This is a genomic window from Thermaerobacter composti, assembly GCF_033582035.1.
In the GTDB taxonomy this organism is placed as follows: Bacteria; Bacillota; Sulfobacillia; order Thermaerobacterales; family Thermaerobacteraceae; genus Thermaerobacter; species Thermaerobacter composti.
On the sequence record NZ_CP132508.1, the window covers coordinates 1,396,659 to 1,421,100 of the forward strand.

The following is a 24,442-nucleotide window of genomic DNA, read 5'->3' on the forward strand; positions in this document are numbered from 1 at the left end:
GGTCAGGCGGGGCCCGGGCCGGACGGGTCCGGCGGCGGGGCGGCCGGCGACGCGTCGCAGCGGCGCGGGGCGTCACCGCCGGGCCCGGAGGCTCCCGCGGCCCCGTCCACGGCCCCCGGGTGCGGGGCGTCCGCGGTGTCCGCACCGGGCGGCGGGGGCGGCACGGGGGCCAGGGGCCGCAGGAGCCGATCGGCCGCCAGGGCGGTCACGGTGGCCACGGTGCTGGCGAGCAGCGTGGGCCCCACGATCTCGGCGGGATTGGCCGATCCCGCCGCCGCCCGCACGGCGATGACGGTGGCCGGCACCAGGGTGACGCCCGAGGTGGTCAGCGCCAGGAAGGTCACCATGGCGTCGGAGGCGGCGTGCTTGTGCGGGTTGATGCGCTGCAGCTCTTGCATCGCCTTGAGCCCCAGGGGCGTGGCCGCCGGCCCGACGCCCAGCAGGTTCGCGCTGACGCTCATCACCACGGCCCCCAGGGCGGGATCCCCCGGCGGGATGGTCGGGAAGATCCGGCGCATCAGGGGTTGGAGCCCGCGGGCCACCGCCGCCACCAGGCCGGCTTCCTCGGCGATCTTCATCAGGCCGAGCCACAGGGAGGTGACGCCGAGGAAGCCGATGACCGTCTCCACCGCCAGCTGCGCCGAGGCCATGACGGCCTCGGTGACCTGCTCGACGCGCCCCGTGGCGGCGGCCACGGCCATCCCCACGATCAGCAGCCCCAGCCAGATCAGGTCGAGCACGCCGGTCCCCTCCCCCGTCGCCCGCGGGTCCGGCGGCTGGCGCGGCCGGGCTCCGGACCCCCGTCAATCCCTATGCGGCCGGGGGCGGGCCCATCCCGCCCGCCAGCGCTGCCGCACGACGGGCATGCGGCACGGCGGCACCGACCGTCGTGCCGCGCCGCGGGGGCCCGTCGCGCCGCGACGCGGGGCCCCTCTGGACGGGCGGCCGGCGGCCTCGCAGGCACGGACGCGGACCGTCAGCCCGCGACCGGGGCGGGGATCGTCGCCCGGCGACCGGCGGGCGGATCGTCGCTTCGCTACCGTCACCAGGCGCCGCACGGCCCTTACCGCGGCGCCGGCCCCCGGGCTCCCGCCCGGGGCGGGGAGGGCTACGGCCTGGCGCGGCGGGGCGGCCCGTCGGGCCGGTTCGTCCCCCTAACCGGAGCCCATCCAGGCCAGGGTGCGCCGGCGCACCCGTTCCATGAAGGCCGCCAGCTCGTTGCCGAAGCGTTCGAACCGCGCCGCCATCTCGGCGTCGTCCCGGGAGGAGAGGGTGATCTCGGCGATGCGCGCCTCGATGGACTTCTCCCGGTCCAGGCTGCGCAGGATCAGGTCGATCTCGCCGATCACCTGGCGGAACAGGTTGATCTTCTCGTCCAGGAGGCGCAGGATGTACTCCTCGATGGTGCGGCGGGCGTAGAGGTTGAAGACCCGCACGGACTCCGCCTGCTGTCCCAGGCGGTGGACGCGGCCGATGCGCTGCTCGACCCGCATGGGGTTCCAGGGCAGGTCGTAGTTGACCACGTTGCGGCAGAACTGCAGGTTGACCCCCTGCCCGCCGCACTCGGTGCTGATCAGCACCCTGGCCCCCCTGCGGAAGCGGGCCGTGGCGGCGTCCCGCTCCGCCGCCCCCATGGCCCCGTGGTAGACCACGGTCTCGATCCCCGCGCGGCGCAGGCGCCGGGCCAGGTAGTCCTGGGTGGCGCGGAACTCGGTGAAGACCACCACCGGCTCGTCCAGCCGGTGGATCAGCCGCTCCAGCATCTGGGCCTTGTGGTTCTCGTCCACCTGGCGGGCCAGCTCGCGCACGCGGGTCCAGGCCAGCGACTGCCACCCCTCGCTGCCCGCCAGCCGTTCCAGGGTGGCGCGCAGGGCGTGGGAGCTGGAGCAGACCTCGCGCTGCAGGGTGAGCAGCGGGAGCACCGTGCCGTGGTACAGCCGGCGCTCGGCGTACTCCTCGCGCACCGCCCGCAGGACGGCCTCGTAGAGCTCGCGCTCCTCGGGGAAGGGATCCAGCCCGACCAGCTCCACCTCCCGGGCCGGGAAGGGCAGGTCCAGCTCGGCCCGCCGGTTGCGGATCATCACCCGGGCCAGCACCTGCTTGAGCTGCTGCGGGTCCTTGGGGGTCCGCTTGTCCAGGAGGAAGTTGCGCCAGAACTCGCTGTAGGATCCGAAGAGGTCCGGCCGCACCAGGCTCACCAGGCTGTAGAGCTCCGTCAGGTCGTTTTGCAGAGGGGTGGCGGAGAGCAGCAGCAGGTAGCGGGTCGCGAGCCCGCGGACGAAGGCGTGGGCCTGGGTGTTGCGATTCTTCAGCTTGTGGGCCTCGTCCACGATCACCAGGTCCCAGGTGCGCGCCTGGAGGATGCGGCGCTGCTCGTCCCGCTTGGCCAGGTCGAGGGAGGTCACGATCCGCTCGGCGCGCTGGAGGGCCGCTCCCCGGGGGTTGACGGCCAGGGGCAGGGCGAACTTGTCCCGGAACTCCGCGGCCCACTGGCTGACCAGCGGCGTGGGAACCAGCACCAGCACGCGGCGGATGCCGTGGCGCGCCATGAGCTCGCGGGTGACCAGCCCGGCTTCGATGGTCTTGCCGAGGCCGACCTCGTCGGCCAGGATGGCCCGGCCCCCCAGGTCCTCCACCGCGCGCCGGGCGGCCTCGATCTGGTATCCCAGGTAGTGCACGCCCCGGCGCTCCCAGAGCCGTCGCAGCTCCGGCCAGCAGGCGAGGGCCATGCCCGTCACCTCCTCCGCGGGCCGGGTCCCGACCCGGGTCCCCAAGCCGCCGGCACCGAGCGTCCGCGGCCTACACGGGGCTGGGCAGCCGGTCCGCTCCCACGTCCAGGCCGAGCCGGCGGCAGGCCGGGGTCAGGGAGCGGCGGCTGGCCGCGGCCCGCGCCCAGAGATCGCCCACGGCGCGCAACCGCGCCGGCGCCGTGCGCAGGTTCCAGGCGGCGGGCTCGACGCCGCGCTCCAGCTCCTCCCACGTCACCGGCATGGACACCGGCGCACCGGGCCGTGGCCGGGGACCATAGACCGTGACCAGCGTCTTGCCCTTGCCGTTCTGCAGCACGTCCAGGTAGACCGTGGCCGGGGGTCGCCGGGCCACCGCCCGCACGGTGGTGACCAGGTCGGGCCGCAGCCGCTGGACCACCGCCGCCACCCGCCGTGCGAACGCGGTGACCACGGGATAAGGATGCTCCGGGATGACCGGGACGAACACGTGCAGGCCCGTGGCCCCCGACGTCTTCGCATAGGCGTCCAGGTCCAGGGCGGCCAGCACGTGGCGGACCAGGCGCCCCACCTCGACGGCCATGGCGAAGGTGGCCCCGGGGCCGGGGTCCAGGTCGAAGACCACCCAGTCCGGACGGTCGGGGTGCCCGATGGTGGACAGCCACGGATGGATCTCGATGGCCGCCTGCTGGCCCAGCCACGCCAGGGTGGCCGGTTCGTCCGCCAGGAGGAACCGGATGGTGCGGCCCTCCCGGGTTCGGTAGGGCCAGGTGCGTACCCACGGCGGCGTCCCGGGCGGCGCGTCCTTCTGGTAGAACCCCGGGGCCTGGGCCCCGTCGGGGTAGCGGGTACAGACCAGCGGCCGGTCGCGCAGGTGCGGCAGGAGATACGGCGCCACGCGCACCCAGTAGTCGATCAGATCCGCCTTGGTCAGCCCGGCGTCGGCCCAGAGCAGCCGGTCCAGGTGGGAGAGCTCCAGCGTTCGACCGGCCACCTGCACCCGCAGCCGTTCTCCCGGCATGGGATCGGCCCTCCCCCGCCTCCCGGCCGCGGGCCGCACGCCATACCCCGAGCCGGCGACCGCCTCGGCGCCGCCCGGCGCGGCCCGCCGCGGGCGGGCCGGGGCTGGGAAGGGGACGCCGTCACCCCCGCCTCCGGCCCGGGGATGCCGCCGCGGGGGCGCTGGGGCCGGCGTCAGCCGTCCTCTCCTCGCTCGCGGGGGTTCCCTCCGGGGAGGTCCTCCCCGCGCCCGCGGGGGCTCCCTCCGGGGAGGCCTTGCTCTCGCCCAAGGGGGCCGTCGCCAGGACCGTCCGGGTCGCGGCCCGCGGCCGGGTGACCCGCGTCGGCGGGCAGCCGGCAGTCCCGCGGCGCCCGGTCGTCGCGCCAGCGCCGGAAGACGGGGTGCCGCAGGTGCCCCTGGGGCGTCCAGTGCAGGTAGGCCACCTCGCACACCAGGCTGGGCTCGACCCAGACCACCGGCCGGTGACGGGCGCGCGCCGGCACCGTGGCGAAGGGGCAGGTGGCTCGCGGGCGGAGGCGTCCCAGCAGGTGGCGGATCGCCTCGCCGCCGAGGCCCGTGCTGACGTCGCCCACGTAGTGCAGCGCCCCGTCCGGACCGTAGAGCCCCAGGAGCAGCGTCCCCACCCCGGCCGCCCGGCCTCCGGGCACCACCCCGCCCACCACCGCCTCCAGCTCCCGTTCCGCCTTGATCTTCTGCCAGTGGTCGGTGCGCCATCCCGGCAAATAGGGGCTGTCCAGGCGCTTGGCCACCACGCCCTCCAGCCCCTGGTCGCGGACGCGGGCGAACAACGCCTCGCCCTGGCCCTCGACGCCGCGGGAGAGGGCGACGCCGGGCGCCGACCCCTGGGGGAAGAGGCGCTCCAGGCGGTGGACGCGGTCGGCCAGCGGGCGGCGAAGCCAGACCTCGCCGGCTAGTCCGAGGAGGTCGAAGAGGACGAGCACCACCGGGGCGATGGCGGCGGACCGGTCGCGGGCCGCGCCGGCCGCCGCGCGCACCCCGGCGGCCCGCCGTTGGAGGGCGGCGAAGGAGGGCCGCCCGGCCACCAGGGCGACGATCTCCCCGTCCAAGACCGCGGCCGCCGGCAGCAGGCGGTGGAGGCCGGCCAGCTCGGGGAATCGCGGCGCCAGGTCGTGGCCGTGGCGGGACTGGAGGAAGGTGCGTCCCAGGACGGGGTCGGCGAAGGCCAGGCAGCGATACCCGTCCCACTTGACCTCGAAGCGGTAGGCCGGCGAGGAGAAGGGCGCGGGGGCCCGGCGGGCCAGCATGGGCGGCAGCCGGCCCGGGCACCAGAGCTCGTGCCACGTCCGCGGGATGGGCGGCCCTCCGCCCGCCACGGCCAGCCCCCCTCTGGCGCGGCCCGGCGGCACGTCCGGCCCGACGGCCCGGCGGGCGACGCCGGCCGCCGGGCCGGGGCGAACCTCAGCGGACCGGGGCGCCCGCGCCCCGGCGGTCCTCCAGCTGCTCCAGGCTCGCCCGCAGCGCCTCCATGAGGTCGACCACCGGGGCCGGCTCGGGCGGCGCCACCACCGCCTCCTGCCCCTGAAGCTTGCGCTGGACCACCGTCAACAGGGCCTCCCGGTACCGGTCGCGGTAGCGGTCGGGATCGAAGCGGGTCGTCAGCCGGTCGATCAGGTGCAGCGCCAGCTCGAGCTCGCGGTCGTCCACCGCCCCGTCCCCGCCGGTGGGGGAGGCCGGGCGCCCGTCGGCCTCCCCCGGCCGCCCGGCGGCCGTCCCATCGATGGCGACGCCATCCGGCGGCGGGCCGCTCGGGGCGGCGCCGGGCCAGCCGTCGGGACGCAGGGGGGCGGAACCCGCAGCGGTCACGGCGGGTGGCCGCCCGGGCCCATCCGGCGCGGGGGCCGGTCCCCCGTCGGCCGGGCCCTCCGGCCCCGGTGCCCGCGCGCCGCCGGGCGCGACGTCCGCCCCCGCCGGCACCGACGTCTCCGGGGGGTCCAGGGCGGCGAAGGCCGGCAGCGCCTCCAGCGGCCGGATCTCGTCGGGATAGGCCATGGCCACCAGGGCCAGCGCCCGCTGGCGGAAGGTGCGCAGGCAGGCCAGGGTCTCCTTGTTCCGCAGGGCGACCTTGGCGATGGCCACGCGGCCCCGCAGGTCCATGGCCCGGCGCAGCAGGCGGTAGGCCTTGCCGCCGCCCTCGGCGGGCTCGAGGTAGTACGTGCGCTGGAAGTAGATCGGGTCGATGGCCTCGCCCTGGACGAAGTCCAGGATCTCGATGGCCCGGGCGGTGGGCAGGGGCAGGCGGGCCAGGTCCTCGTCGGTGATCAGGACGAACCGGTCGGGGGCGTACTCGTACCCCCGCGCCAGCTCCTCCGCGGCCACCTCCACGTCGCAGCGGGGGCACCAGCGGCGGTAGCGGATGGGCGTCCCGCACCGCTGGTGCAGCTGGCGGAAGCGGACCGCCTTCTCCTCCACCGCCAGGTACATGCGCACGGGGATGTTGACGAGGCCGAAGCTGATCACGCCCCGCCAGAGGCTGCGCACCGGCCATCTCCCCTTCCCCGCGCCCCGACCCCGGCCGGCATCCATCCCCGGCCTCTGCCGGTGCCCTCACCGCCCGGCCCGACGCCTGGCAGCCCGGCGCCCTCCGGCGCCAGCGGCGGCTAGTCCAGGGGCGGCGACTCGTCCCCCACCGCGCCCGCCGACCAGCCGGTTCGCTCCAGGGGGCGCGTGGCGGCGTCCCCGGGGCGCGCCCGGGATCCCATGGCGCCGGTGCCGGGGCCGGGCCGCTCGCCCTGCGCCCCGGCGAGCGGCGCCGCCGGCACGGCGGGCGACCCCGACGCCCCGGCGCCGGCCGCCGTGCGGCCGCCCGGGGCGGAGGCTCCGCCCGGGACCGTCCCGTCTCGTCCCGACCAGAAACGGCGGACCCGATCCAGGACCTCCGGGGCCGCGTCGATGATGCGGTCCAGGAAGGCGCCCTCGGCCACCGGGAGCAGCCGCACCCGACCCTGTCCCACCACGAGGAATCCCACCGGCTGGACGCTCACCCCCGCCCCGCTGCCACCCGCGAAGGGCCAGGCGGCGTCGCCCGCCTCGGTGCGCCGCGGCTCCCGGCCGTACTCGCCGCCACCGGCGACGAAGCCGACGGAGACGCGGGAGACGGGCACGATGACCGTGCCGTCCTTGGCCTCCACCGCGTCGCCGACGACGGTGTTGACGTCCACCATCTGCTTGAGGCTCTCCATCGCCGTGTGCATCAAGCCCTGGATGGGATGCTCGCCCAACCCCTCGACCCCCCTGCCCTGCAGCGCCGCCTGCGCATCCGACCCCGCCGGTCCCCGCGGGCCCCGCCGGTGGCGGGTGGGCCGTGGGGCCGTCAAGGCCGTGCGGCCGTCAAGGTTGCGCGCCCGGCCTCCGCGGCCCCCGGCGCGGGCCGGCAGCGGGGGCCGCCGGCGGCCTCCGGGAGCGGAGCGACCAGGCGGCGCTCATAGTCTCCCAAAGCGGCAGGCGGGCGATGCACTCCAGCTCCAGGGCCCAGGCGTGCCGGCCAAAGGCCGGTTCGACCCGAACGTCGACGGGGCCGGTGGCGCGACGCCCGGCGACGGCCGCGGCGGCGCCGGTCAGCGCCCAGAGGCTGCCGGCCAGCCAAGCCGTGGCCGCGGCGTCGACGACGCCCGCCACGATGCGCAGGGAGAGGCGCCGGATCTCCCAGCGGTCCCCGGCCAGGAGCCGTCGCCACGGGTGGCTCGCGGCCGGCCCGCCGGCGGCCGCCGCGCCCGGCGCCGGCCTCAGGTGGAGGATCCGCGTCCCCCGCCGTCGCCCGTCCCGGGCGGGTGGCCGAAGGGGGCCGACCCCGGGCAGGTGCACCGAGTGCCGGCGCCGCAGGGGGCCGGGGAGCCGGCCGGTGATCCAGGCGCGGTAGGCGAGGCGCGGCCAGCCGACCATGAGCGCTGCCGTCAACCGCCGACCGCGCCAGCGGACCCGCAGTCGCAAGGGCAGGAGGGGCCGGTGCAGGATCCAGCGCACGGCGATGGCCAGGGCGAGGGCAAGGGTGGCGGCGGCCAGCCCGGAGCGGCCCATGGGAGCACCTCCGGCCGCTGATATGAACGAGGCCGTCAAGCCCCGTCCGCAACAGCTGCGGTAGTCGGGTGAGTCCCGGGTATGCTTCCGACGGTTGGCACGCTGATATCCGCGGGTTGGTTACCGCATCCCACGCCATCCGTCGGGGGCTGCCTCAGACTAGGAGCGCGGGTCGACGAGGCCGTGCCTGCCGCATAGCGACCGTCGAGGGTTCCCCCGTACCGGTCCCGGAATTCAACCCGCCTACCGCAAAACTGCCTTCACCCCCACTCCTTACGCTGGTAGACCCTCACGCAACGGTCTGGTCGTCCTGCTGCTGCCTCTCTACCCAACAAGCAATCGCCCACATGAAGCCCAGCAATTCGCGAGCGACGGCGGTCACCGCGACGGCGTGCGGCTTGCCCCGCGCGATCATGCGCCGGTAGCGGCGGCACAGGCGCTCCTGCGCCTTCCACGCCATCCGCTGCACCTCTGGCGGTTGCCCCTCGTAGCGCTGCCGAATCTTCGCCTTGAGCGCCGGCGGGTGGCGGTAGGACCACGCCGCCTCCACCAGCACCCGGCGCAGGTGCGCGTTGCCCGTCTTGGTGATCGCACCGCGCCTGCGGCGTGCCCCGCTGGAATACTCGCTGGGCACGATCCCCGCGTACGCCATCAACTGCCGCGCCCGGGCAAAGCGTAAGAACGACCCGACCTCGGCCACCGCCGTCACCGCCACCACCTCGCCCACCCCGCGCAACGCCTGCAGAGCCTGAATCACCGGCGCGTGCACGCTGGCCGTGGCCTGCTCGTGGATCTCCGCTTCCAGGCGCTTAAGGCGCTCCTCGATCTCATCGATGGCGTGGACGTACTCCCGCAACACCCGCTGCAGGACCGGTTGCCCCAGCTCCAGCCCCTCCAGCCACTCCCGATACCGGCCCGACCACCGGCGCACCCCCTGCGGCGGCCGGATCCCGTGCCGGAGCAAGAACTTGCTCAGCCGGTGGCGTGCACGCAAAAGGTCCTGCTTGGCATCCTCCCGCGCCCGCACCAGGTCGCGCAGCGCCTCGTCCTCCTCGCCGGGCACCCACACCGGAGCCAGTTCGCCGGCCCGCAGCAGCTCCGCCAGACGCACAGCATCCCGGCGGTCGGTCTTGACCCGGTCCCCGGGGCGCGTGGGCGTCAGCGCCGGGGCCACCACGATGCACTCGATCCCCAGGGAGGCCAGCAAGCGCTGGAGCCCGTATCCGGTGGGCCCTGCCTCGTAGCAGACCAAGAGCCGCTCCTTGGGCCCCAGCTGCTCCATCAACCTGCGCACGGCTTCCGGGCGGTGCGGGATGGTACCCCAGTACCGCCCGCGACCGCCCTCGCGGTCCGCCACTCCGACCGCGATCGTGTCCCGGTGGACGTCCAGACCCACGAATTTCGTGATATTCTTCATACCACCGGCCCCTTTCGCATGTGGCTCTGCGCCTGGGACGCAGGCACGTCCAGCGTAACCCACGCACCTGCGAAACGGGGCCGGCCTCGTTCATTGTGACTAGGATGCCCCAGGGCCGGGCGTGGACGTCCCCCCATCGGGCGGGGTCCCCGGCGTCGCGCCGCGTTCGTCCAGCGACGGCGCGTCCGGCGGGACGAAGGCGCTGGGGGGCGGCAGCTCGCTCAGGTCCTTGAGGCCGAACATCTGCAGGAAGAGGGGCGTGGTCCCGTACAGGATCGGGCGGCCGGGCGCGTCCTTGCGGCCGACCTCGCGGATCAGCCCGCGCTCCAGCAGCGTCCGCAGGCCGGCCTCCGACTGGACGCCGCGGATGGCCTCGATCTCCGCCCGGGTCACCGGCTGGCGGTAGGCGACGATGGCCAGCGTCTCCAGGGCTGCGCGCGAGAGCGCCTGGCGCCGCGGCTGCAGGAGCTCCTCCACCGCGCGCCGGTACTCCCGCCGGGTCACCAGCTGCCAGCCGCCGGCCACCTCGACCAGTTCGATCCCGCGCCCAGGCGCCCGGCAGGCCTCGGCCAGCTCGGCCAGCGCCTCCCGCACCACCCCTTCGCCGACGCCCAGGATGCGGGCCATGCGGGCCACGGAGAGCGGCTCGCCGGCGACGAAGAGCAGGGCCTCCACGGCGCCCCGGATCGGTTCCACCGTCAAGCCGGCGTCCCCCCTGGGGCCGCCTCCTCCGCCGCCGGGGCCGCGCCGGTTTCGCCGCCGTTCTCCCGCTCCGCGCCGGCACCGCGCCGTCCGCCCCGCTCCTCCCCGCCCGCGGGCTCGGCCCGGACGCCCTCGGCGGGGTAGAGCACGATCTCGCCGAAGGCGCGGTCCTGCCGCACCCGCACCCGCCCCTGGCGGATCAGCTCCAGCAGGGCCAGGAAGGTGACCACCACCTCCAGCCGGGTGGCGCGGCCGGAGAAGCAGGCGCGAAAGGTGACGGGGCCCGCGGTGGCGGCCAGCAGCCGCAGGATGGCGTCCATCTGCTGGGCCACCGTCACCTCCTCCGGCTCCACCACCACCTCGGGCGTCTCGCGCGCGGCGGCGAGCACGGTGGCGAAGGCGCGGACCAGGTCCTCCAGGGTCACCCCCTCGAGGCCGCTCAGCTCGCCGGCCAGCGGTTCGATGGCCTCGGCCAGCCGCGGATAGCGTCCGCCGTGCTGCTCCGCCAGCTGGCTCAGATAGCGGGCGGCCTCCTTGTACCGGCGGTACTCCAGCAGCCGGCGCACCAGCTCCTCGCGCGGGTCCGGCTCCTCGGCGGCCTCCTCCTCCTGGGCGCGCGGCTCCGGCGGCAGCAGCATCCGCGCCTTGATCTCGATGAGCTGGGCGGCCAGCACGACGAACTCGCTGGTCACCTCCAGGTCCAGCCGGCGCATGGCCTCCAGGTGCTCCAGGTACTGCTCGGTGATGCGGGCGATGGGGATGTCGTGGATGTCGATCTCCTGCCTCTCGATCAGCTGCAGCAGCAGGTCCAGCGGCCCCTCGAACCGGTCGAGCCGTACGGTGTACGCCATGCCGACTCCTCCCCGCCGCCCGGGCCTCCGCCCGGGCCGCTCACCGGCCTCCCGCCACGGCCGCGGCCAGGCCCGCCAGGCCGTCCATCACCAGGGCGGCCAACGGGTGGAGCACCAGATCCAGGGTGTGGGTCACCAACAGCAGCATGAGCAACAGCCATCCGTAGGACTCCAGCGCATCGAGCCAGCCGCCGCTGCGCCCCAGGAGCGCGCGCAGGACCCGGGAGCCGTCCAGCGGCGGGATGGGGATGAGGTTGAACACCGCTAGGTAGACGTTGATGATGGCGACGTACCGCACCGCCACCCCGACCAGTCCCGTCGGCTCCCAGAGGTCCGCGATGACGAAGGTCGCGAACGCCAGGGCGAGATTGGTCGCCGGACCGGCCGCCGCCACCAGCGCCATGCCGGCCAGGGGGTTGCGGAAGTGCCACGGGTTCACGGGCACGGGCTTCGCCCAGCCGAAGCCGAAGAGCACCAGCAGCAGGGTGCCGATGGGATCCAGGTGGGCCAGGGGATCGAGGGTCAGGCGTCCGGCCGCCCGGGGCGTCGGATCGCCCAGGTGGTGGGCCACGCGGGCGTGGGCGTACTCATGCAGCACCAGCGCCAGGAGCAGGCCCGGCGCGGCGATCAGGAGTCCCAAGGGGTCGAACAGGCCCGACACGGGCAACGCTCCCCGCTCCGGACCGGCCCCAGGCGCGGCCCCCGCCGGCGCGCGGCGGCCGCGGCCGGCCCGCACTGGGGCGAAGCGCGCCCTTCGCATCGACGGCACCGCCCGGCCGGCCCGGCAGTCTGGCTCGAGTCTAGCCAAGGGCCGCGCCGGGGGTCAAGGTCGCGGGTCGCCGGTGCCCGGGCGCCATCCGGTCACGCCGGCTGGGGGCCGCCCGCCTCGCCCCCCTCCACCGGGCGGGGGAAGGTGCGCTCGCGGGCGACCCGCACCGTCATCGGCTGGCGCAGCAGCATGCGGACCAGCGCCCGGCCGTCGAAGGGCACCAGCGGCCACAGGTAGGGCACGCCGAAGGACCGCGTGCTGAGCAGGAGGACGAAGGACGCCAGGATGCCCAGCAAGAACCCCGGGACGCCCAGCGTCCCCGCCAGGATCAGCAGCCCCACCCGCAACAGGCGGAAGGCCTGGGCCAGCTCGACGCTCGGCGTGGCGAAGGTGCCCAGCGCCGCCAGCGCGATGTAGAGGATGGCCTCGTTGGTGAACAGGCCCACCTGCACGGCCAGCTGGCCGATGAGGACGGCGCCGATGATGCCGAGGGAGGTGGAGAGGGCTTCGGGCGTGTGGATCAGGGCCAGGCGGATGAGCTCGATGCCGACCTCGCCGAGGATGAACTGCCACTCCAGGTCGATGCCCGCTGGCTTCCGCGGGCCCAGGATGGCCAGCCAGTCCCGGGGCAGCCCGGTCAGGCGGTCCTTGTCCAGGACCAGGGCGACCCACAGGGCGGGCCCGAACCACGCCAGCAGCACCCCGGCGTAGCGGATCAGCCGCACCCAGGTGCCCACGGTGGCGTTCTCGTGGAACTCCTCGGCGTGCTGCAGGTGGTGGAACAGGGTGGTGGGCAGGATGATGGCCGACGGGCTGGTGTCCACCAGGATCAGGACGTGCCCTTCGATCAGGTGGACCGCGGCCACGTCGGGCCGCTCGGTGAAGCGCACCAGCGGGAACGGGTTCCACCAGCGCCGGGGCCCGACCAGGTGCTCCACCACGGCGGACTCGGCCATGGGGATGGCGTCGGTCTCGACCCGCTGCAGCCGCTGGCGCACCGCCTCCACCAGCCCGGGGTCCGCCACGTCCTTCAGGTAGACCAGGGCGACGTCGGTGCGCGAGCGTCGGCCGACGTGGACGACCTCCGCCCGGAACTGCGGATCCCGCAGCCGCCGCCGGATCAGGGCGGTATTGTAGACCAGCGTCTCGGTGAACCCGTCGTGGGGGCCGCGCAGCACCTTCTCCAGGGCCGGCTCCGCGATGCCCCGGCTGGGATAGGTGCGGACGTCGATCAGGTAGGCGCGATCGACGCCATCGACCAGCAGCGCCACGGGTCCCATCAGCACCTTCTCCACCACGTCGTCCAGGGTCTGGGCCGGATCCACCTCCAGGTAGCCGATGCCCTCGACGAACACCTGGGTGAACCACAGGCGGTCGTCCTCCCGGGCCGAGGGGTCGGGTTCGAAGACCGCCAGCGCCTGCATGATGCGCAGCAGCACGTCGGTCTTGACGAGGCCGTCGATGCCGATCAGCACGGCATCGCGGCCGGCGAACCGGGAGGGCTTGATCAGGACGTCGAAGCTCTCGCCCGCGCCCAGCACCCGCCGCAGGTACGCCAGGTTCGCCTCCAGCTCCCGTCGGATCGGGTGCCTGGACTCCCCGTGGTGGACGGCCGCGCGGATCGCCCCGGCCGCCCCGGCGGGTTCCGGTGCGGACGAACCGGCCCCTTCCCGCATGGCTCCGCCCTCCCCTCGCGTGCGTTCCCCGGCCGCCGCCGGCTTCGTCTGGCGCGTCGGTTACCCCTTCGGGTTGAACAGCAGGGCCGTCAGGAGGCCGCCGAGGATGGCCACCGTCAGGCCGAGGGCCGTCGCGCCGAGGCCGCCGGCCAGGATGCCGCCCAGGCCCCGGCTCGCCCCCTGGAGGGCGCCCTCGACCAGCGCGAACCCGAAACCCGGCAGCGGGATGGTCGCCCCGGCGCCCGCCAGTTCCACCAGCGGCCGGTAGAGGCCCAGCCCGCCGGCCACGGCGCCCAGGACGACGAACAGCACCATCACGTGCCCCTGGGTGAAGCGCGGCGGCGTCAGGTCCAGCACCAGCTGGGCCAGGGTGCAGAGAAGGCCCCCGACGACGAACGCCAGGAGATAGCTCACGATCCGTTCCCCCTCGAAGCGGCCTCGCCCGACGGGTCCCGGGCGGGGGCGCCGGGGGCGGTGCCGCCGGCCGGGGTGCCGCGGCCGTCGCCCGCGACGGGGCGACCGTCGGCGGGCGCGGCGTCCTCGACCTCCAGCGCCACCGCGTGGGCGACGGTAGGGAGGGTGTCCCCCTGCTTGTAGGTCGTGGTGCTGTGCAGGCAGCCGGTGCACACCAGCAGCACCCGGCGCAGGTCGCCCTGCTGCATGCGCCGGAGCAGGTACCCCGCGGTCACCATGCCGGAACAGGCCGTGCCGCTGCCTCCCGCGTAGACGCCCTGGGACGCGTCGTAGAGCATGATGCCGCAGTCGGCCAGCACGCCCTCGGCGTCGTACCCCTGTTCGCGCAGCAGTTCCACCAACAGCCGGTGGCCGTAACGGGCCAGGTCGCCGGTGACGATCAGGTCGTAGTCGCCGGGACGCCGGCCGGTGTCCGCCAGGTGCTGGCGGATGGTGTCGGCCGCGGCCGGTGCCATGGCCGATCCCATGTCGAAGGGGTCGGTCAGGCCCATGTCGATGACCCGGCCGAAGGTGGCATGGGTGACGCTCACCCAGCGCCCGGGGCGGCCGCGGGCGGGCCGATCCGCCGCGGCGTCCGCGGCTGGTGGCCGGCCGGCCTGCCCGGCGGCCGGCCGAGGGCTCGCACGGCCTGCCGTCGCCCGCCGCTCCGCCGGCCCGTCGCCGGGGCCAGGGCCCGGGGTGGCCGCCAGGACGGCCGCCGCCGCGCCGGTGGCCGTCCACTGCGCGGTGGCGGGCCGCTGGTTGCCGAGCTCCGTCGGGAAGCGATACTGCCGTTCGGCGGCGTCGTGGTGGCTCGACGTGGTGCACAGCACCCGCCCGGCGTAGCCGGCGTCGGCCAAGGCCGCGCCGAGGCCCAGGGCGGCGGCCCACGTGGCGCAGGCCGCGAAGAGGCCGAGGAAGGGGATGTCCAGCTCGGCCGCGGTGAAATTGGCGCACGTCAACTGGTTCATCAGGTCGCCGGCCAGATGGAGGTCGATGTCCGCCGGCTCCAGCCCCGCCTTCTCCAGGGCCAGGACCGCCGCGTCCAGGCACATGCGCCGCTCCGCGTGCTCCCAGGACCGCTGGCCCAGCAGGCGGTCGGGATAGGTCCGATCCCAGTAGGCCCCCAGGGGGCCCTGGGCCTCCTTGGGGCCGGCCACCGCGGCGGCGGCCAGGATGCGGGGGCGGCTGGGAAAGACCAGGGTCTGCTGTCCGGTGCGGCGGTCCTGGTGCCGGGGGGCCGCGCCGGGGCGCGGGCCGCGCCCCTTCTCCAGCAGGTTGGCGACGGCGGTCAGCGATGCCATGGATCGGTCCCCCTTGCCTTCCGGACCCGGATCACCGCGGGCGACCCGACCTCTCCGCCGCCCCGGGGCCCGCTTTCCCACCGCCCCGGGGCGATCCGGGCTCCCCACCGCCGCGGCCGCGCGGCCGACCCCGCGGCCGCGCCGGGCCGCGGGGTCGGCCGGGCCGGTGGCGCAGCGCCCGGGCGGTCCCGATTCGTCCCCGCGGCGCCTAGGGGGCCCCCAGGGTCGCCCGGGCGCCGCCCAGCCAGGTGGCCAGCCCGGCCACCACCGTGGCCGCGGCGATCCCGTAGACGATCACCGGACCCGCGATCTGGAAGATGCGCGCGCCGAGGCCCAGCACCCATCCCTCCCGCTTGAACTCCATCGCCGCCGAGCCGATGGAGTTGGCGAAGCCGGTGATGGGCAGGAAGGCGCCCATGCCGCCGATCCGGCCCAGGTCGTCGTAGACCCCCATGCCCGTGAGCAGGAGGCCGATCAGGATGAACACCGCCGCCGTCCAGGCGGTGGCCTCCGTGGCGGGGAGGCCGGCGTTCTTCAACAGGTTGAGCACCACCTGGCCGGCGGTGCAGATGGTCCCGCCGACGAGGAAGGCCATCAGCGCATTGCGAGCGATGGGCTTGGGGGGCAGGATGCGGCGGACGGCCTGCTGGTATTCCTGGGTCTGCTGCTGGCTCGCCTTGGCCATGGGTCTTCCCCGCGGAGCCGGCGCGGCGCGTCAGACGCCGCGCCGGCTGTTGTCGACCTTGAAGGCCACCTTGACGTTGGCCTTCCACTCCACGACGCGGCCGTTGTCGACGTTGGCCGTCAGGTTGCACACCTCGACGCCGGAGACGTGGTCCAGCGTGCGGCACGCCTCCGCCACGGCGTTGTTGACCGCATCCGTCCAGTCCTTGGTGGACTCGCCGACCAGCTCGATGACCTTGACCACGTCCGCCACGTCCATCCTCCTCCGTTGGCGCCCACGGGACCGCCACGGGGGACGAGCCCGCCGGGCGGCGCCGGGCCTGCGCCGTTGGGTCCGGGATTCCGCTGCTAGCCTTCCCGGGGGCCGCGGCCGCTATGCCGGGGCGGGCCCGGCGTCGCGCCCGGGCGCTGCCCCGGCGCCCGGGCGCGACGCCGCCGGGCGCGATGGGACGGCCGCGGCCCCGACGTCCTCGCCGGCCGCCAGCAGCCGGCGCAGGTGCGCCAGGCCCGCCTTCTCCAGGCGCGAGACCTGGGGCTGGGAGATCCCCAGGGCGGCGGCCACCTCCGCCTGGGTCAAGTCGCGGAAGAAGCGCAGCGTCAGGACCGTGCGCAGGCGCGGCGGCAACTGGGCCAGGGCGGCGCGCACCGCCACCCGGTCGCCCCAGTCCGGCTCGGCGGGTGCCGCCAGCCGCTGGCCGCGGGCGGCGGCGTCGGGATCGGCGCCCAGGGGCTCGTCCAGGGACAGGGGGCCCTGCGCCGCCTCCAGGGCGAAGGCGACGTCGGCCACGTCGCAGCCCAGCCGCGCCGCCACCGCCGCGGCGGTGGGACGGTGACCCAGCTCCTGTTCCATGGCCTCCGCCGCGCGGCGGATCGCCGTGACCCGCGCCCGCATCGCGCGGGTCAGCCCGGCCGGATCGTTGGCGCGCAGCCAGCGGCGGATCTCGCCGAGGATGGCCGGCACGGCGTAGGTGGAGAACTGGTAGCCGCGGTCCGGGTCGAAGCCGTCGATGGCCTGCAGCAGGCCCACGGTCCCCGCCTGGACCAGGTCGTCCAGGTCGTGGCCCAGGCCTGCGAACCGGCGCGCCACGTGTCGCACCAGGGGCATGTGCAGGGCGACCAGGCGCTCCCGGGCTTCGGCGTCGCCCTGGCGCGCCCGCGCCCACAGCTCCGCTTCCACCGCCCGCGCCCCCTCAGCGGGCGGCGCCGGCGTCGGCCGACCCGGAGCCGTCGCCGCGGCCGGCGGCGGCCTCCAGCTGGGACGAGGGCGGGGCCCCGCCGTTGGGGGCGCCGGCCGCCGGGTCCCCGGCCGCCGGTTCGTCCGGGGAGGAGGCCTGCTCCTTGGGGCGAGGCCGCTTGTAGAGGCGCACCGTGGTGCCGGCGCCCGGCGCCGACTCCACGTCGACCTGGTCCATGAAGGCCTCCATGAAGGCGAAGCCCATGCCCATGCGCTCGGGGTCGGTGGAGAAGGCGGGCTGACGCGCCTGCTCGATGTCCGCGATGCCGCGCCCGCTGTCGGCGACCTCGACCCACAGGCGCCGCCCGTCGTGACCGGCGCGGATGGTGACGACGCCCCGGCCGTGGCCGTAGCCGTGGACCACGGCGTTGGTCACCGCCTCCGACACCGCCACCTTGATCTCCTCGAGCTCGCTCAGGGTGAAGGGCAGCTGGGCGGCGAAGGCGGCCACGGCCACCCGCGCCACGCCGACGTTCTCCGGCCGGCTGGGCAGGCGCAGCTCGAGCCAGCGGGGTTCGGCGGCGCGGTCACCCATGGGGCCCGTCCCCTCCTCGGCGGGACCCGGCGGTCCGGCCGGCCGGTTCGATGGGGATGGGTGGGGGACCGCCGTCAGGGGACGACCGGGCTCGGCGCGGCTCATCGGCGCCCCACCTCCCCCGGCGCGCCCAGGGCGGCGGCCTCGTCCTCGTAGAGGGGGATCCACTGCGGGATGCCGGCCAGCTGCAGCACCGCCCGCACATGCGGCGGCGCTCCCGCCACACTGACCCGGGCGCCGTCCTCCCGGGCGCGACGGTAGCGCCCCAGCAGGGCTCCCAGGCCCGAGCTGTCGATGAAGCGGACCTCCTGGAGGTTGACCACCAGATGGTCGTAGGCGCGCCGACGGAGGGCGCGCTCGATCTCCTGCCGGAAGACCTCGGCGCCATGCTCGTCCAGGTCCCCGGCCAGGCGGGCGATCAGGGTGCGTCCCGTCCACCGGAGTGCGACGTGCAACGGCAACGCCTCCTATCGCCCTCTCTCCCCGTCTCCCCCCACAAGGGTTCGCCGCCGGGCCGGCGGTCCCTGCCGCACCCGGCGGCGCGTTCCCCATGCGTCCATCAGCGCATCGGCCAGGTCCACCCGAACAGCCGTGCCCAGAGCGCGGGCGGGCCCGCCCGTCCCACCGCCTGCGCCGCCACCACGGGCGCCGTGGCGAGGGTCCGGTCGCCGGCCCGGGCGACGACGCGCCCCACCGGCTGCCCCTCCGCCACCGGCGCCGGCACGGGCTCGGCCACCTCCACCGTCCAGCGCACCCGGCCGGCCTCGCCCCGCGGCACCGTGACGCCGAAGACCTCCCGGACGGTCACCGGGACCCCCAGGCGCCGGCCCTCGGCCACCCGCACCGTCCGCAGCGCCTGGCCCGGTTGGGCGATGGGCACGGAGTCGAAGGAGGCGAACGCCCAGTCCAGCAGCCGGCTGGCCTCCCGCCAGCGGGTGTCGCTCTCGGGCGCGCCGAGCACGACGACGATGAACCGGTCGTCGCCCTTGCGCGCGGTGACCACGACGGACGGACCCGACTCCTCGGTGAGCCCGGTCTTCAGGCCGTCGACGCCGTCGTACCAGGCCACCAGCTTGTTGGTGTTGGTGAGCCAGAACTCGCGATCGGTCCCCTTGCGCAACCAGTCCTCCCAGATCGAGGTGTAGCGCAGGATCTCGGGGTGGTGGTTCACCAGGTACCGGCTGAGGACGGCGATGTCGCGGGCGCTCATGCGGTTGCCGGGCCGGTCGGTCAAGCCGTGGGGGTCGACGAAGCGGCTCTGGGTGAGCCCGAGCTCGCGCGCCCGCTGGTTCATCCGCTGGACGAACCGGCCCACGTCGCCGCTGATGTACTCCGCCAGGGCGACACAGGCGTCGTTGGCCGAGGCCACCGCCACGGCCTTGATCAGGTCCTCCACGGTGATGCGCTCGCCCGCCTCGAGGAAGGCGGTGCTGCCCGGCGTCCCCTCCGCCCGCGGGCTGACGGTCACCTGGTCCTGGAGGCGGATCTGCCCCGCCTGGATCGCCTCCAGGGTCAGGAGCAGGGTCATCAGCTTGCTGATGCTGGCCGGGTGGCGCGGCTGGTCGGCGTTCTTCGCCCAGAGCACCTGGCCGCTGGCGGCGTCCATCACCAGCAGCGCCGCCGAGCGGGTGGGGAAGCCTGGGCTGCCGCCCGGCCTCTCGGTGTCGGGATGCGGTCCCTCGCCAGGGTCCGGCGCCGTCGCTGCCGCCACCGGTGGGACCGGCGCGCCGACCAGGGCCATCGCCAGCAGGAGGGTCGCGGCCATGCGGGCGGCGGCTCGCCAGCCCCGATCCCCCCGCCCGTCGCCGTACGGGCCCCGGGGCGGCGCAGGCCGCGGGCGCAGCACGGGCACCCCTCATCCCCCCTCGCGGTGGTTCGCGGTTCTGACGGGAGGTAGGCTTTCCCGGGGGAAGGTCCCTATGCGCCGGCCGCCGCGCCCGACGGTGGCGGGCGCCGCAGCCCGAGCGCGCGGGGGACGCGGGGCGGGCGCCGGCGGCCCGGCGGCTCCGGCTGCCCCTGAGGGCGGGGGTCAGGGGGCGGCGGGCGCCGGATCGCCCCGGGCCGCGTCGGTCAGGCGGTCCACCGCCCGGGCGGCGGCCCGGACCAGCTCCCGATCGTCGCCGGGCAGGAGGGTGCGGGGGTCGAGCCAGAGCACGTCGTCATGGATCCGGCCGATCACCGGCGGCTCGCCCTGGCGCAGCGCCGCGGCCAGGTCCGCCACGGCCACCCCCGGGACCGTCAGGCCGACCAGGGTGGTGGGCCATGGGACCTCCGGCAGGCTGCCGCCGCCGGCCTGGGAGTCGCCCGGCGCCACCGTCACCCGCGCTCGCGGGCCCAGGGCTCGGCGCAGGCGGGCCGCCAGGCGCCGGGCGACGCGGGCCAGTTCGTCCGGCGATCGGGACAGCATGGCCAGCACCGGGACGCGCCGGTACGCCTCCGCCGGATCCAGGTAGAGCCGCAGGGTGGCCTCGAGGGCGGCCAGCACCAGCTTGTCGCAGCGCAGGGCGCGCATGAGGGGGTGGCGGCGGAGGCGGGCCACCAGCTCCGCCCGGCCGACGATGATGCCGGCCTGCGGCCCGCCCAGCAGCTTGTCCCCGCTGAAGGTGACCAGATCGGCGCCGGCCGCCAGACTGGCCTGGACCGACGGCTCGCCGGCCAGGGGACGCCCGGGGCCGGCGGGCGGCGGGAACAACAGGCCGCTGCCGACGTCGTCCACCACGGGGAGGCCATGGCGCCGGCCCAGGGCCACCAGGTCCTCCAGGGGGACGCTGGCGGTGAAGCCGACGATGCGGTAGTTGCTGGTGTGGACCCGCAGCAGCAGGGCGGTCTCGGGCCCGATGGCCGCCTCGTAGTCGGCCAGCCGGGTCTTGTTGGTCGTGCCCACCTCCACCAGGCGGGCGCCGCTGGCCGCCAGGATCTCGGGGATGCGGAAGGACCCGCCGATCTCCACCAGCTGGCCGCGGGAGACCACCACCTCGCGCCCGGCCGCGAGGACGGCCAGGACCAGGTACACCGCGGCGGCGTTGTTGTTGACCACCAGGGCGTCCTCCGCCCCGGTGACGCGCCGCAGCAGGCTGCGGACGTGGTCGAGGCGCGAGCCGCGGCCGCCGGTGGCCAGGTCGTACTCCAGGGTGGAGTAGGCCCCCGCCACCTCCGCGACCGACGCCACCGCCTCCGCCGGCAGGGGAGCCCGGCCCAGGTTGGTGTGGAGGACGACGCCGGTGGCGTTGATCACGCGCCGCAGCGAGGGTCGGGCCACGGCGGCGACGCGGGCCGCCGTGGCGGCCGCCAGCTGGTCGAGGGCACGCGGGGGCGCGCCCTCCAGGCGGCGCCGGCGCTCCTCGTCCAGGACCCGGCGGGCGGACTCGGCGGCCCACGCCGCCCCCGCCCCGCGGGCGGCCTCCTGGACGGCCGGATGGGCCAGCAGGCGGTGGACCGCCGGCAGGGTGCGCAGGGTCGAGGCCGCCGCCGGCCGGCGGTCCGCCTCGGTGGCGCTCGCCGTCTCGCGGTCGTGCGGGCTCGGCACGTCAGCCTCCTCCCTCCGGGCCGGCCCCGGGCCCCGCGGCCGCCGTTCCGGCCTCAGGCGGGGTCGCCGGCGGCCCCGCCAGCCGCGGGTGGGCCCTGAGGTAGGCCTCCAGCAGGTGGTGGCGGGTCAGATGGGTGTAGATCTGCGTGGTGGTGATGCTGGCGTGGCCGAGCAGTTCCTGCACCGCCCGCAGGTCGGCGCCGCCCGCCAGGAGGTGGGTGGCGAAGGAGTGGCGCAGGGTGTGGGGGCTCACGGCCCGGCTCACGCCCGCCTGGCGCGCGGCTCGCCGCAAGAGCCGCCACACCCACTGGCGGCTCAGGCGCCCGCCGCGGTGGTTGAGGAAGAGGGCCCGCTGGTCGGGGCGGCGGCAGAGCCGGGGGCGGCCGCGTTCCAGGTAGACGCGGACGGCCTCCACCGCCGGCGCGCCCACGGGGACCACGCGCTCCTTGCCGCCCTTGCCGCGGCAGCGCACGAGGCCGTGGTCCAGGAGCAGGTCGTCCAGGTCGAGCCCCACCAGCTCCGACACCCGCAAGCCCGCGGCGTAGAGGAGCTCCAGCACCGCGCGGTCGCGCAGCCCGGCGGGCGAGGCCGGTCGCGGCAGCTCCAGCAGGCGCTCGACCTCCTCCACCGACATCACCCGCGGCAGCGGGCGGCCGGCTCGCGGCGAGGTCATGCCCTCGACGGGGTCGCGGGCGATCCGCCCCTCCCGGACCAGGTAGGCGAAGAACCCGCGCAACGCGGCCAGCCGCCGGGCCACGGTGGCCCGCGCCCGCCCGGCCTGGTGCAGGCGCTGCAGGTAGGCCATCACCAGGCTGCGGGTCACGGCCCCCGGGTCCGCCCCGTGCCCGACCGCGAAGACGGCGAAGTCGCCCAGGTCGCGGCGGTACGCCTCCAGGGTATGGGCCGCCAGGCCGCGTTCGACCCGCAGGATCTCCAAGTACTCCGCCATGGCCGCCGCCCACACGGCGGCGGGCGGCTCGGCCGCGGCAGCCTCGCCTCGTCCCGCCATGGGACGCCCTCCCCCCGCCTGCTGCGATGGCATGGGCCACCGGGGTCGGGGGCCGTCCGATCGCCCCGGCATCGCCCGACGCGGGGGATCGGCCGGCGCGCCCCTCGATCCCCGGGGCGCCTGGGCACCGGACGCCCGGGGCGACGCGCCTGGCGCATCCCCATGGCCGGGGCGGCGAGGGATCGCCCGCATCCACCGCTTCGGCCCGGGCCTGGGCGGCGCGGCCGCCGCCCAGGCCCCCTGTCCGCCGCGGCCCAGGGCTCCCGCCCCCCGGGGCCCCCCCGAGCCCGACCCCTACCGCCCGCCGGCGGCACCCGGGTGCGCCTCGAGGCCCGCTTCCTCCAGGGGTGTGTAGGGCAGGCGGTGGGCCTCCGCCACGGCCCGGTGGGTCAGGCGACCGCGGTAGGCGTTGACGCCGCGGGCCAGGGCAGGGTCGCGGCGCACGGCCTCCTCCACCCCCAGGCGGGCGAGGTCCAGCACGTAGGGCAGGGTGGCATTGGTCAGGGCCAGGGTCGACGTCCGGGGGACGGCGCCCGGCATGTTGGCCACGGCGTAGTGGACGACGCCGTGCCGCTCGTAGGTGGGCGCGTCGTGGGTGGTCACCCGGTCGATGGTGGCGATGGAGCCGCCCTGGTCGACGGCGACGTCGACGATCACCGACCCCGGCTTCATCGACCGGACCATCGCCTCGCTGACCAGCCGCGGCGCCCGGGCGCCGGGGATCAGCACGGCGCCGATCAAGAGGTCGGCCCGCCGCACCGCGTGGGCGATGTTGTACTCGTTGGACATCAGGGTGGTGATCCGGCCGCCGTAGACGTCGTCGAACCAGCGCAGGACCTCGGGCCGGACGTCCAGCACCGTGACGCGGGCGCCGAGGCCCAGGGCGATGCGGGCCGCGTTCCGGCCGACGGTGCCGCCGCCGATGATCACCACGTCCGCCGGCGGGACGCCGGGGACCCCGCCCAGCAGCACGCCGCGACCGCCGTGGGCCCGCTCGAGGAAGTGGGCCCCCACCTGGGGCGCCATGCGGCCGGCCACCTCGCTCATGGGCGTCAGCAGCGGCAGGGAGCCGTCGGCACGCTGGACGGTCTCGTACGCGATGGCCGTCACCCCGCGGTCCAGCAGCGCCCGGGTCAGGGCCTCGTCGGCGGCCAGGTGGAGGTACGTGAAGAGCGTCAGCCCCGGGCGGAAGAAGCGATACTCCTCGGGCAAGGGCTCCTTGACCTTGAGGACGAGATCGGCGGCCTCCCAGACGGCCTCGGGGTGGGGCACCAGCTGGGCCCCGGCGTCGGCGTAATCCTCGTCGCGGAAGCCGCTGCCCTCGCCCGCCCCCCGCTCGATCAGCACGGTGTGGCCCGCCTGGACCAGCGCGTGGGTTCCCGCGGGGGTCAGGGCCACCCGGTTCTCGTGGCGCTTGATCTCCCGCGGCACGCCGATGACGGCCATGCCAGCTACGCCTCCCCGTTGCGGTCGGGCCGCGGGCCGGCGCCTCGGCCCCCGAACCCCGGTCCCGTGGGCGACGGGCCGTGCCGGCGTCGGACGAACCCGGCCCGATCCGGTCGGCGGTTCCGGCGGCCCTGGCGCCGCGGTCCCCGACGCGGCGGTGCGGGACCGGCCCGGCGGGGCCCTTCCGCCGCCGGACTGCGACGCGATGGTAGCACACCCAGGGGCTACCGGCAAGGCGACAGCGCGGGCACGGGATGGCCGTCGGCCGTGCGGTGTGACCAGTCGGCGGGGCGGCTAGAAGACTAGAAGACCAAGCGCCGGGTCAGGCCGAGCAGCGCCGGCGCCACGGCGACCTCGACCCAGGCGGCGCCGAGGGCGAGGAGGGTCGCCAGCACCCCGAGGGCGAGGTACGGCGACCACGGCGAGGCCAGCGCGGGCAGATCGCGCCGGACCCGGCTGGCGGCCACCTGGACGGCCAGGCGGGTGGCGGCCGCGGCCACCAGGGCCAGGGCGGGGAGCTGCAGCAGGTTGGGGGGGAAGACGGCGGCCAAGGCCACCAGGAGGCCGCGCCACTGCCAGTGGGCGGTCATGGCCGCCACCGCGAAGCCCAGGCTGTAGCCATGCAGGAAGAGCACGCCCAGGGCGACGGGCAGTCCGAGGACCAGGAAACCCGCCGCCCAGGCGACCGCCACCTGGCGCAGGTTGCCGCCCAGGATCGTTGGCCAGGGTGCCGCGCCGGCCCCCGGTGCCGCCAGGTCGCCGGCCCCCGCCGCGGCCTCCGGGGGCGGCCCCGCGGCGCCGGGGGCGGTGGCCATCAGGTAGTCCAGGTATTGTCCCACCTGGGCCTGCTGGGCGGGATCGAGCCGGGCCACCTGCAGGGCCCCGGTGACGATCCCCGCCGTGAGGACGACCGCGGCCAGGACCAGCGCGGCCTGGTGCTGGCGGACGGCGGCCATCAGGGCGCGGCGCAGATATTCCAGCATGGAGGGGGCGTCCTCCCCGCGGTCCGCGGGCGGCCATGGCGGTCGTCGGCGTCCGCCGCCCGTCCGTACCA

Annotated in this window: 24 protein-coding genes; all 24 read right to left on the bottom strand. The window is 76.0% G+C overall.

Annotation, left to right across the window (positions count from 1 at the left end; genetic code table 11):
* Positions 1–2 precede the first annotated feature (2 nt).
* The 24 genes from Q5761_RS05540 to Q5761_RS05655 all read right to left on the bottom strand — a co-directional run bounded on the left by Q5761_RS05540 (position 3) and on the right by Q5761_RS05655 (position 24,371).
* The gene (locus tag Q5761_RS05540) at positions 3–740 is read right to left on the bottom strand and encodes a nucleoside recognition domain-containing protein (RefSeq protein ID WP_318751494.1); all 738 of its coding nucleotides are present in this window, start codon (positions 738–740) and stop codon (positions 3–5) included.
* Between the two features lie 414 nt (positions 741–1,154).
* The gene (locus Q5761_RS05545) at positions 1,155–2,729 is read right to left on the bottom strand and encodes a DEAD/DEAH box helicase (RefSeq protein WP_318751495.1); all 1,575 of its coding nucleotides are present in this window, start codon (positions 2,727–2,729) and stop codon (positions 1,155–1,157) included.
* Between the two features lie 70 nt (positions 2,730–2,799).
* Positions 2,800–3,747, bottom strand: coding sequence for a non-homologous end-joining DNA ligase (gene ligD, locus Q5761_RS05550; protein WP_318751496.1), 948 nt, complete (start codon positions 3,745–3,747; stop codon positions 2,800–2,802).
* Positions 3,748–3,920: 173 nt separating this feature from the next.
* Positions 3,921–5,081, bottom strand: a complete 1,161-nt coding sequence (gene ligD, locus Q5761_RS05555) for a non-homologous end-joining DNA ligase (RefSeq protein ID WP_318751497.1) — start codon at positions 5,079–5,081, stop codon at positions 3,921–3,923.
* 85 nt (positions 5,082–5,166) lie between these two features.
* Entirely contained in the window at positions 5,167–6,246 is a 1,080-nt protein-coding gene (locus Q5761_RS05560; protein ID WP_318751498.1) for a Ku protein, read from the bottom strand.
* A gap of 119 nt (positions 6,247–6,365) precedes the next feature.
* Positions 6,366–6,986 carry a GerW family sporulation protein gene (gene ytfJ, locus Q5761_RS05565; RefSeq protein ID WP_318751499.1) on the bottom strand — a complete coding sequence of 207 codons (621 nt, stop codon included), beginning with the start codon at positions 6,984–6,986 and terminating at the stop codon, positions 6,366–6,368.
* Between the two features lie 109 nt (positions 6,987–7,095).
* Positions 7,096–7,782, bottom strand: a complete 687-nt coding sequence (locus Q5761_RS05570; protein WP_318751500.1) for a hypothetical protein — start codon at positions 7,780–7,782, stop codon at positions 7,096–7,098.
* 289 nt (positions 7,783–8,071) lie between these two features.
* Positions 8,072–9,199, bottom strand: a complete 1,128-nt coding sequence (locus Q5761_RS05575) for an IS110 family transposase (RefSeq protein WP_318750604.1) — start codon at positions 9,197–9,199, stop codon at positions 8,072–8,074.
* 99 nt (positions 9,200–9,298) lie between these two features.
* Positions 9,299–9,895 carry an SMC-Scp complex subunit ScpB gene (scpB, locus tag Q5761_RS05580; protein ID WP_243123869.1) on the bottom strand — a complete coding sequence of 199 codons (597 nt, stop codon included), beginning with the start codon at positions 9,893–9,895 and terminating at the stop codon, positions 9,299–9,301.
* Positions 9,896–9,897: 2 nt separating this feature from the next.
* Entirely contained in the window at positions 9,898–10,752 is an 855-nt protein-coding gene (locus Q5761_RS05585) for a segregation and condensation protein A (RefSeq protein ID WP_318751501.1), read from the bottom strand.
* Positions 10,753–10,792: 40 nt separating this feature from the next.
* Positions 10,793–11,413: a site-2 protease family protein gene (locus Q5761_RS05590; RefSeq protein ID WP_318751502.1), complete on the bottom strand. Its 621-nt coding sequence runs from the start codon at positions 11,411–11,413 to the stop codon at positions 10,793–10,795.
* Positions 11,414–11,613: 200 nt separating this feature from the next.
* Entirely contained in the window at positions 11,614–13,197 is a 1,584-nt protein-coding gene (locus tag Q5761_RS05595) for a spore germination protein (RefSeq protein ID WP_318751503.1), read from the bottom strand.
* Between the two features lie 60 nt (positions 13,198–13,257).
* Complete coding sequence (locus Q5761_RS05600; RefSeq protein ID WP_135225443.1) at positions 13,258–13,611, bottom strand: SpoVA/SpoVAEb family sporulation membrane protein; 354 nt, start codon at positions 13,609–13,611, stop codon at positions 13,258–13,260.
* Positions 13,608–14,954: a stage V sporulation protein AE gene (locus Q5761_RS05605; RefSeq protein ID WP_318751504.1), complete on the bottom strand. Its 1,347-nt coding sequence runs from the start codon at positions 14,952–14,954 to the stop codon at positions 13,608–13,610. The genes Q5761_RS05600 and Q5761_RS05605 overlap by 4 nt, the downstream gene beginning before the upstream one ends.
* A gap of 208 nt (positions 14,955–15,162) precedes the next feature.
* Positions 15,163–15,639, bottom strand: coding sequence for a SpoVA/SpoVAEb family sporulation membrane protein (locus tag Q5761_RS05610; RefSeq protein ID WP_135225445.1), 477 nt, complete (start codon positions 15,637–15,639; stop codon positions 15,163–15,165).
* A 30-nt stretch (positions 15,640–15,669) separates the two neighbouring features.
* The gene (locus Q5761_RS05615; RefSeq protein ID WP_413084584.1) at positions 15,670–15,897 is read right to left on the bottom strand and encodes a dodecin family protein; all 228 of its coding nucleotides are present in this window, start codon (positions 15,895–15,897) and stop codon (positions 15,670–15,672) included.
* 114 nt (positions 15,898–16,011) lie between these two features.
* The gene (locus tag Q5761_RS05620) at positions 16,012–16,815 is read right to left on the bottom strand and encodes a sigma-70 family RNA polymerase sigma factor (protein ID WP_318751505.1); all 804 of its coding nucleotides are present in this window, start codon (positions 16,813–16,815) and stop codon (positions 16,012–16,014) included.
* A 13-nt stretch (positions 16,816–16,828) separates the two neighbouring features.
* On the bottom strand, positions 16,829–17,407 hold the full coding sequence (spoIIAB, locus tag Q5761_RS05625) for an anti-sigma F factor (protein ID WP_318751506.1): 579 nt from the start codon (positions 17,405–17,407) through the stop codon (positions 16,829–16,831).
* A 101-nt stretch (positions 17,408–17,508) separates the two neighbouring features.
* Positions 17,509–17,862, bottom strand: a complete 354-nt coding sequence (locus Q5761_RS05630) for an anti-sigma factor antagonist (RefSeq protein WP_135225449.1) — start codon at positions 17,860–17,862, stop codon at positions 17,509–17,511.
* A gap of 104 nt (positions 17,863–17,966) precedes the next feature.
* Positions 17,967–19,259 carry a D-alanyl-D-alanine carboxypeptidase family protein gene (locus tag Q5761_RS05635; protein ID WP_135225450.1) on the bottom strand — a complete coding sequence of 431 codons (1,293 nt, stop codon included), beginning with the start codon at positions 19,257–19,259 and terminating at the stop codon, positions 17,967–17,969.
* 177 nt (positions 19,260–19,436) lie between these two features.
* Complete coding sequence (selA, locus tag Q5761_RS05640) at positions 19,437–20,933, bottom strand: L-seryl-tRNA(Sec) selenium transferase (RefSeq protein ID WP_318751507.1); 1,497 nt, start codon at positions 20,931–20,933, stop codon at positions 19,437–19,439.
* 1 nt (position 20,934) lies between these two features.
* A complete protein-coding gene (gene xerD / locus Q5761_RS05645) occupies positions 20,935–21,942 on the bottom strand; it encodes a site-specific tyrosine recombinase XerD (RefSeq protein WP_318751508.1) in 1,008 nt (335 codons plus the stop codon).
* Positions 21,943–22,236: 294 nt separating this feature from the next.
* Positions 22,237–23,622: an alanine dehydrogenase gene (gene ald / locus Q5761_RS05650; protein ID WP_371413465.1), complete on the bottom strand. Its 1,386-nt coding sequence runs from the start codon at positions 23,620–23,622 to the stop codon at positions 22,237–22,239.
* Between the two features lie 68 nt (positions 23,623–23,690).
* Positions 23,691–24,371 carry a stage II sporulation protein M gene (locus Q5761_RS05655; RefSeq protein ID WP_318751509.1) on the bottom strand — a complete coding sequence of 227 codons (681 nt, stop codon included), beginning with the start codon at positions 24,369–24,371 and terminating at the stop codon, positions 23,691–23,693.
* Between the last annotated feature and the right edge of the window lie 71 nt (positions 24,372–24,442).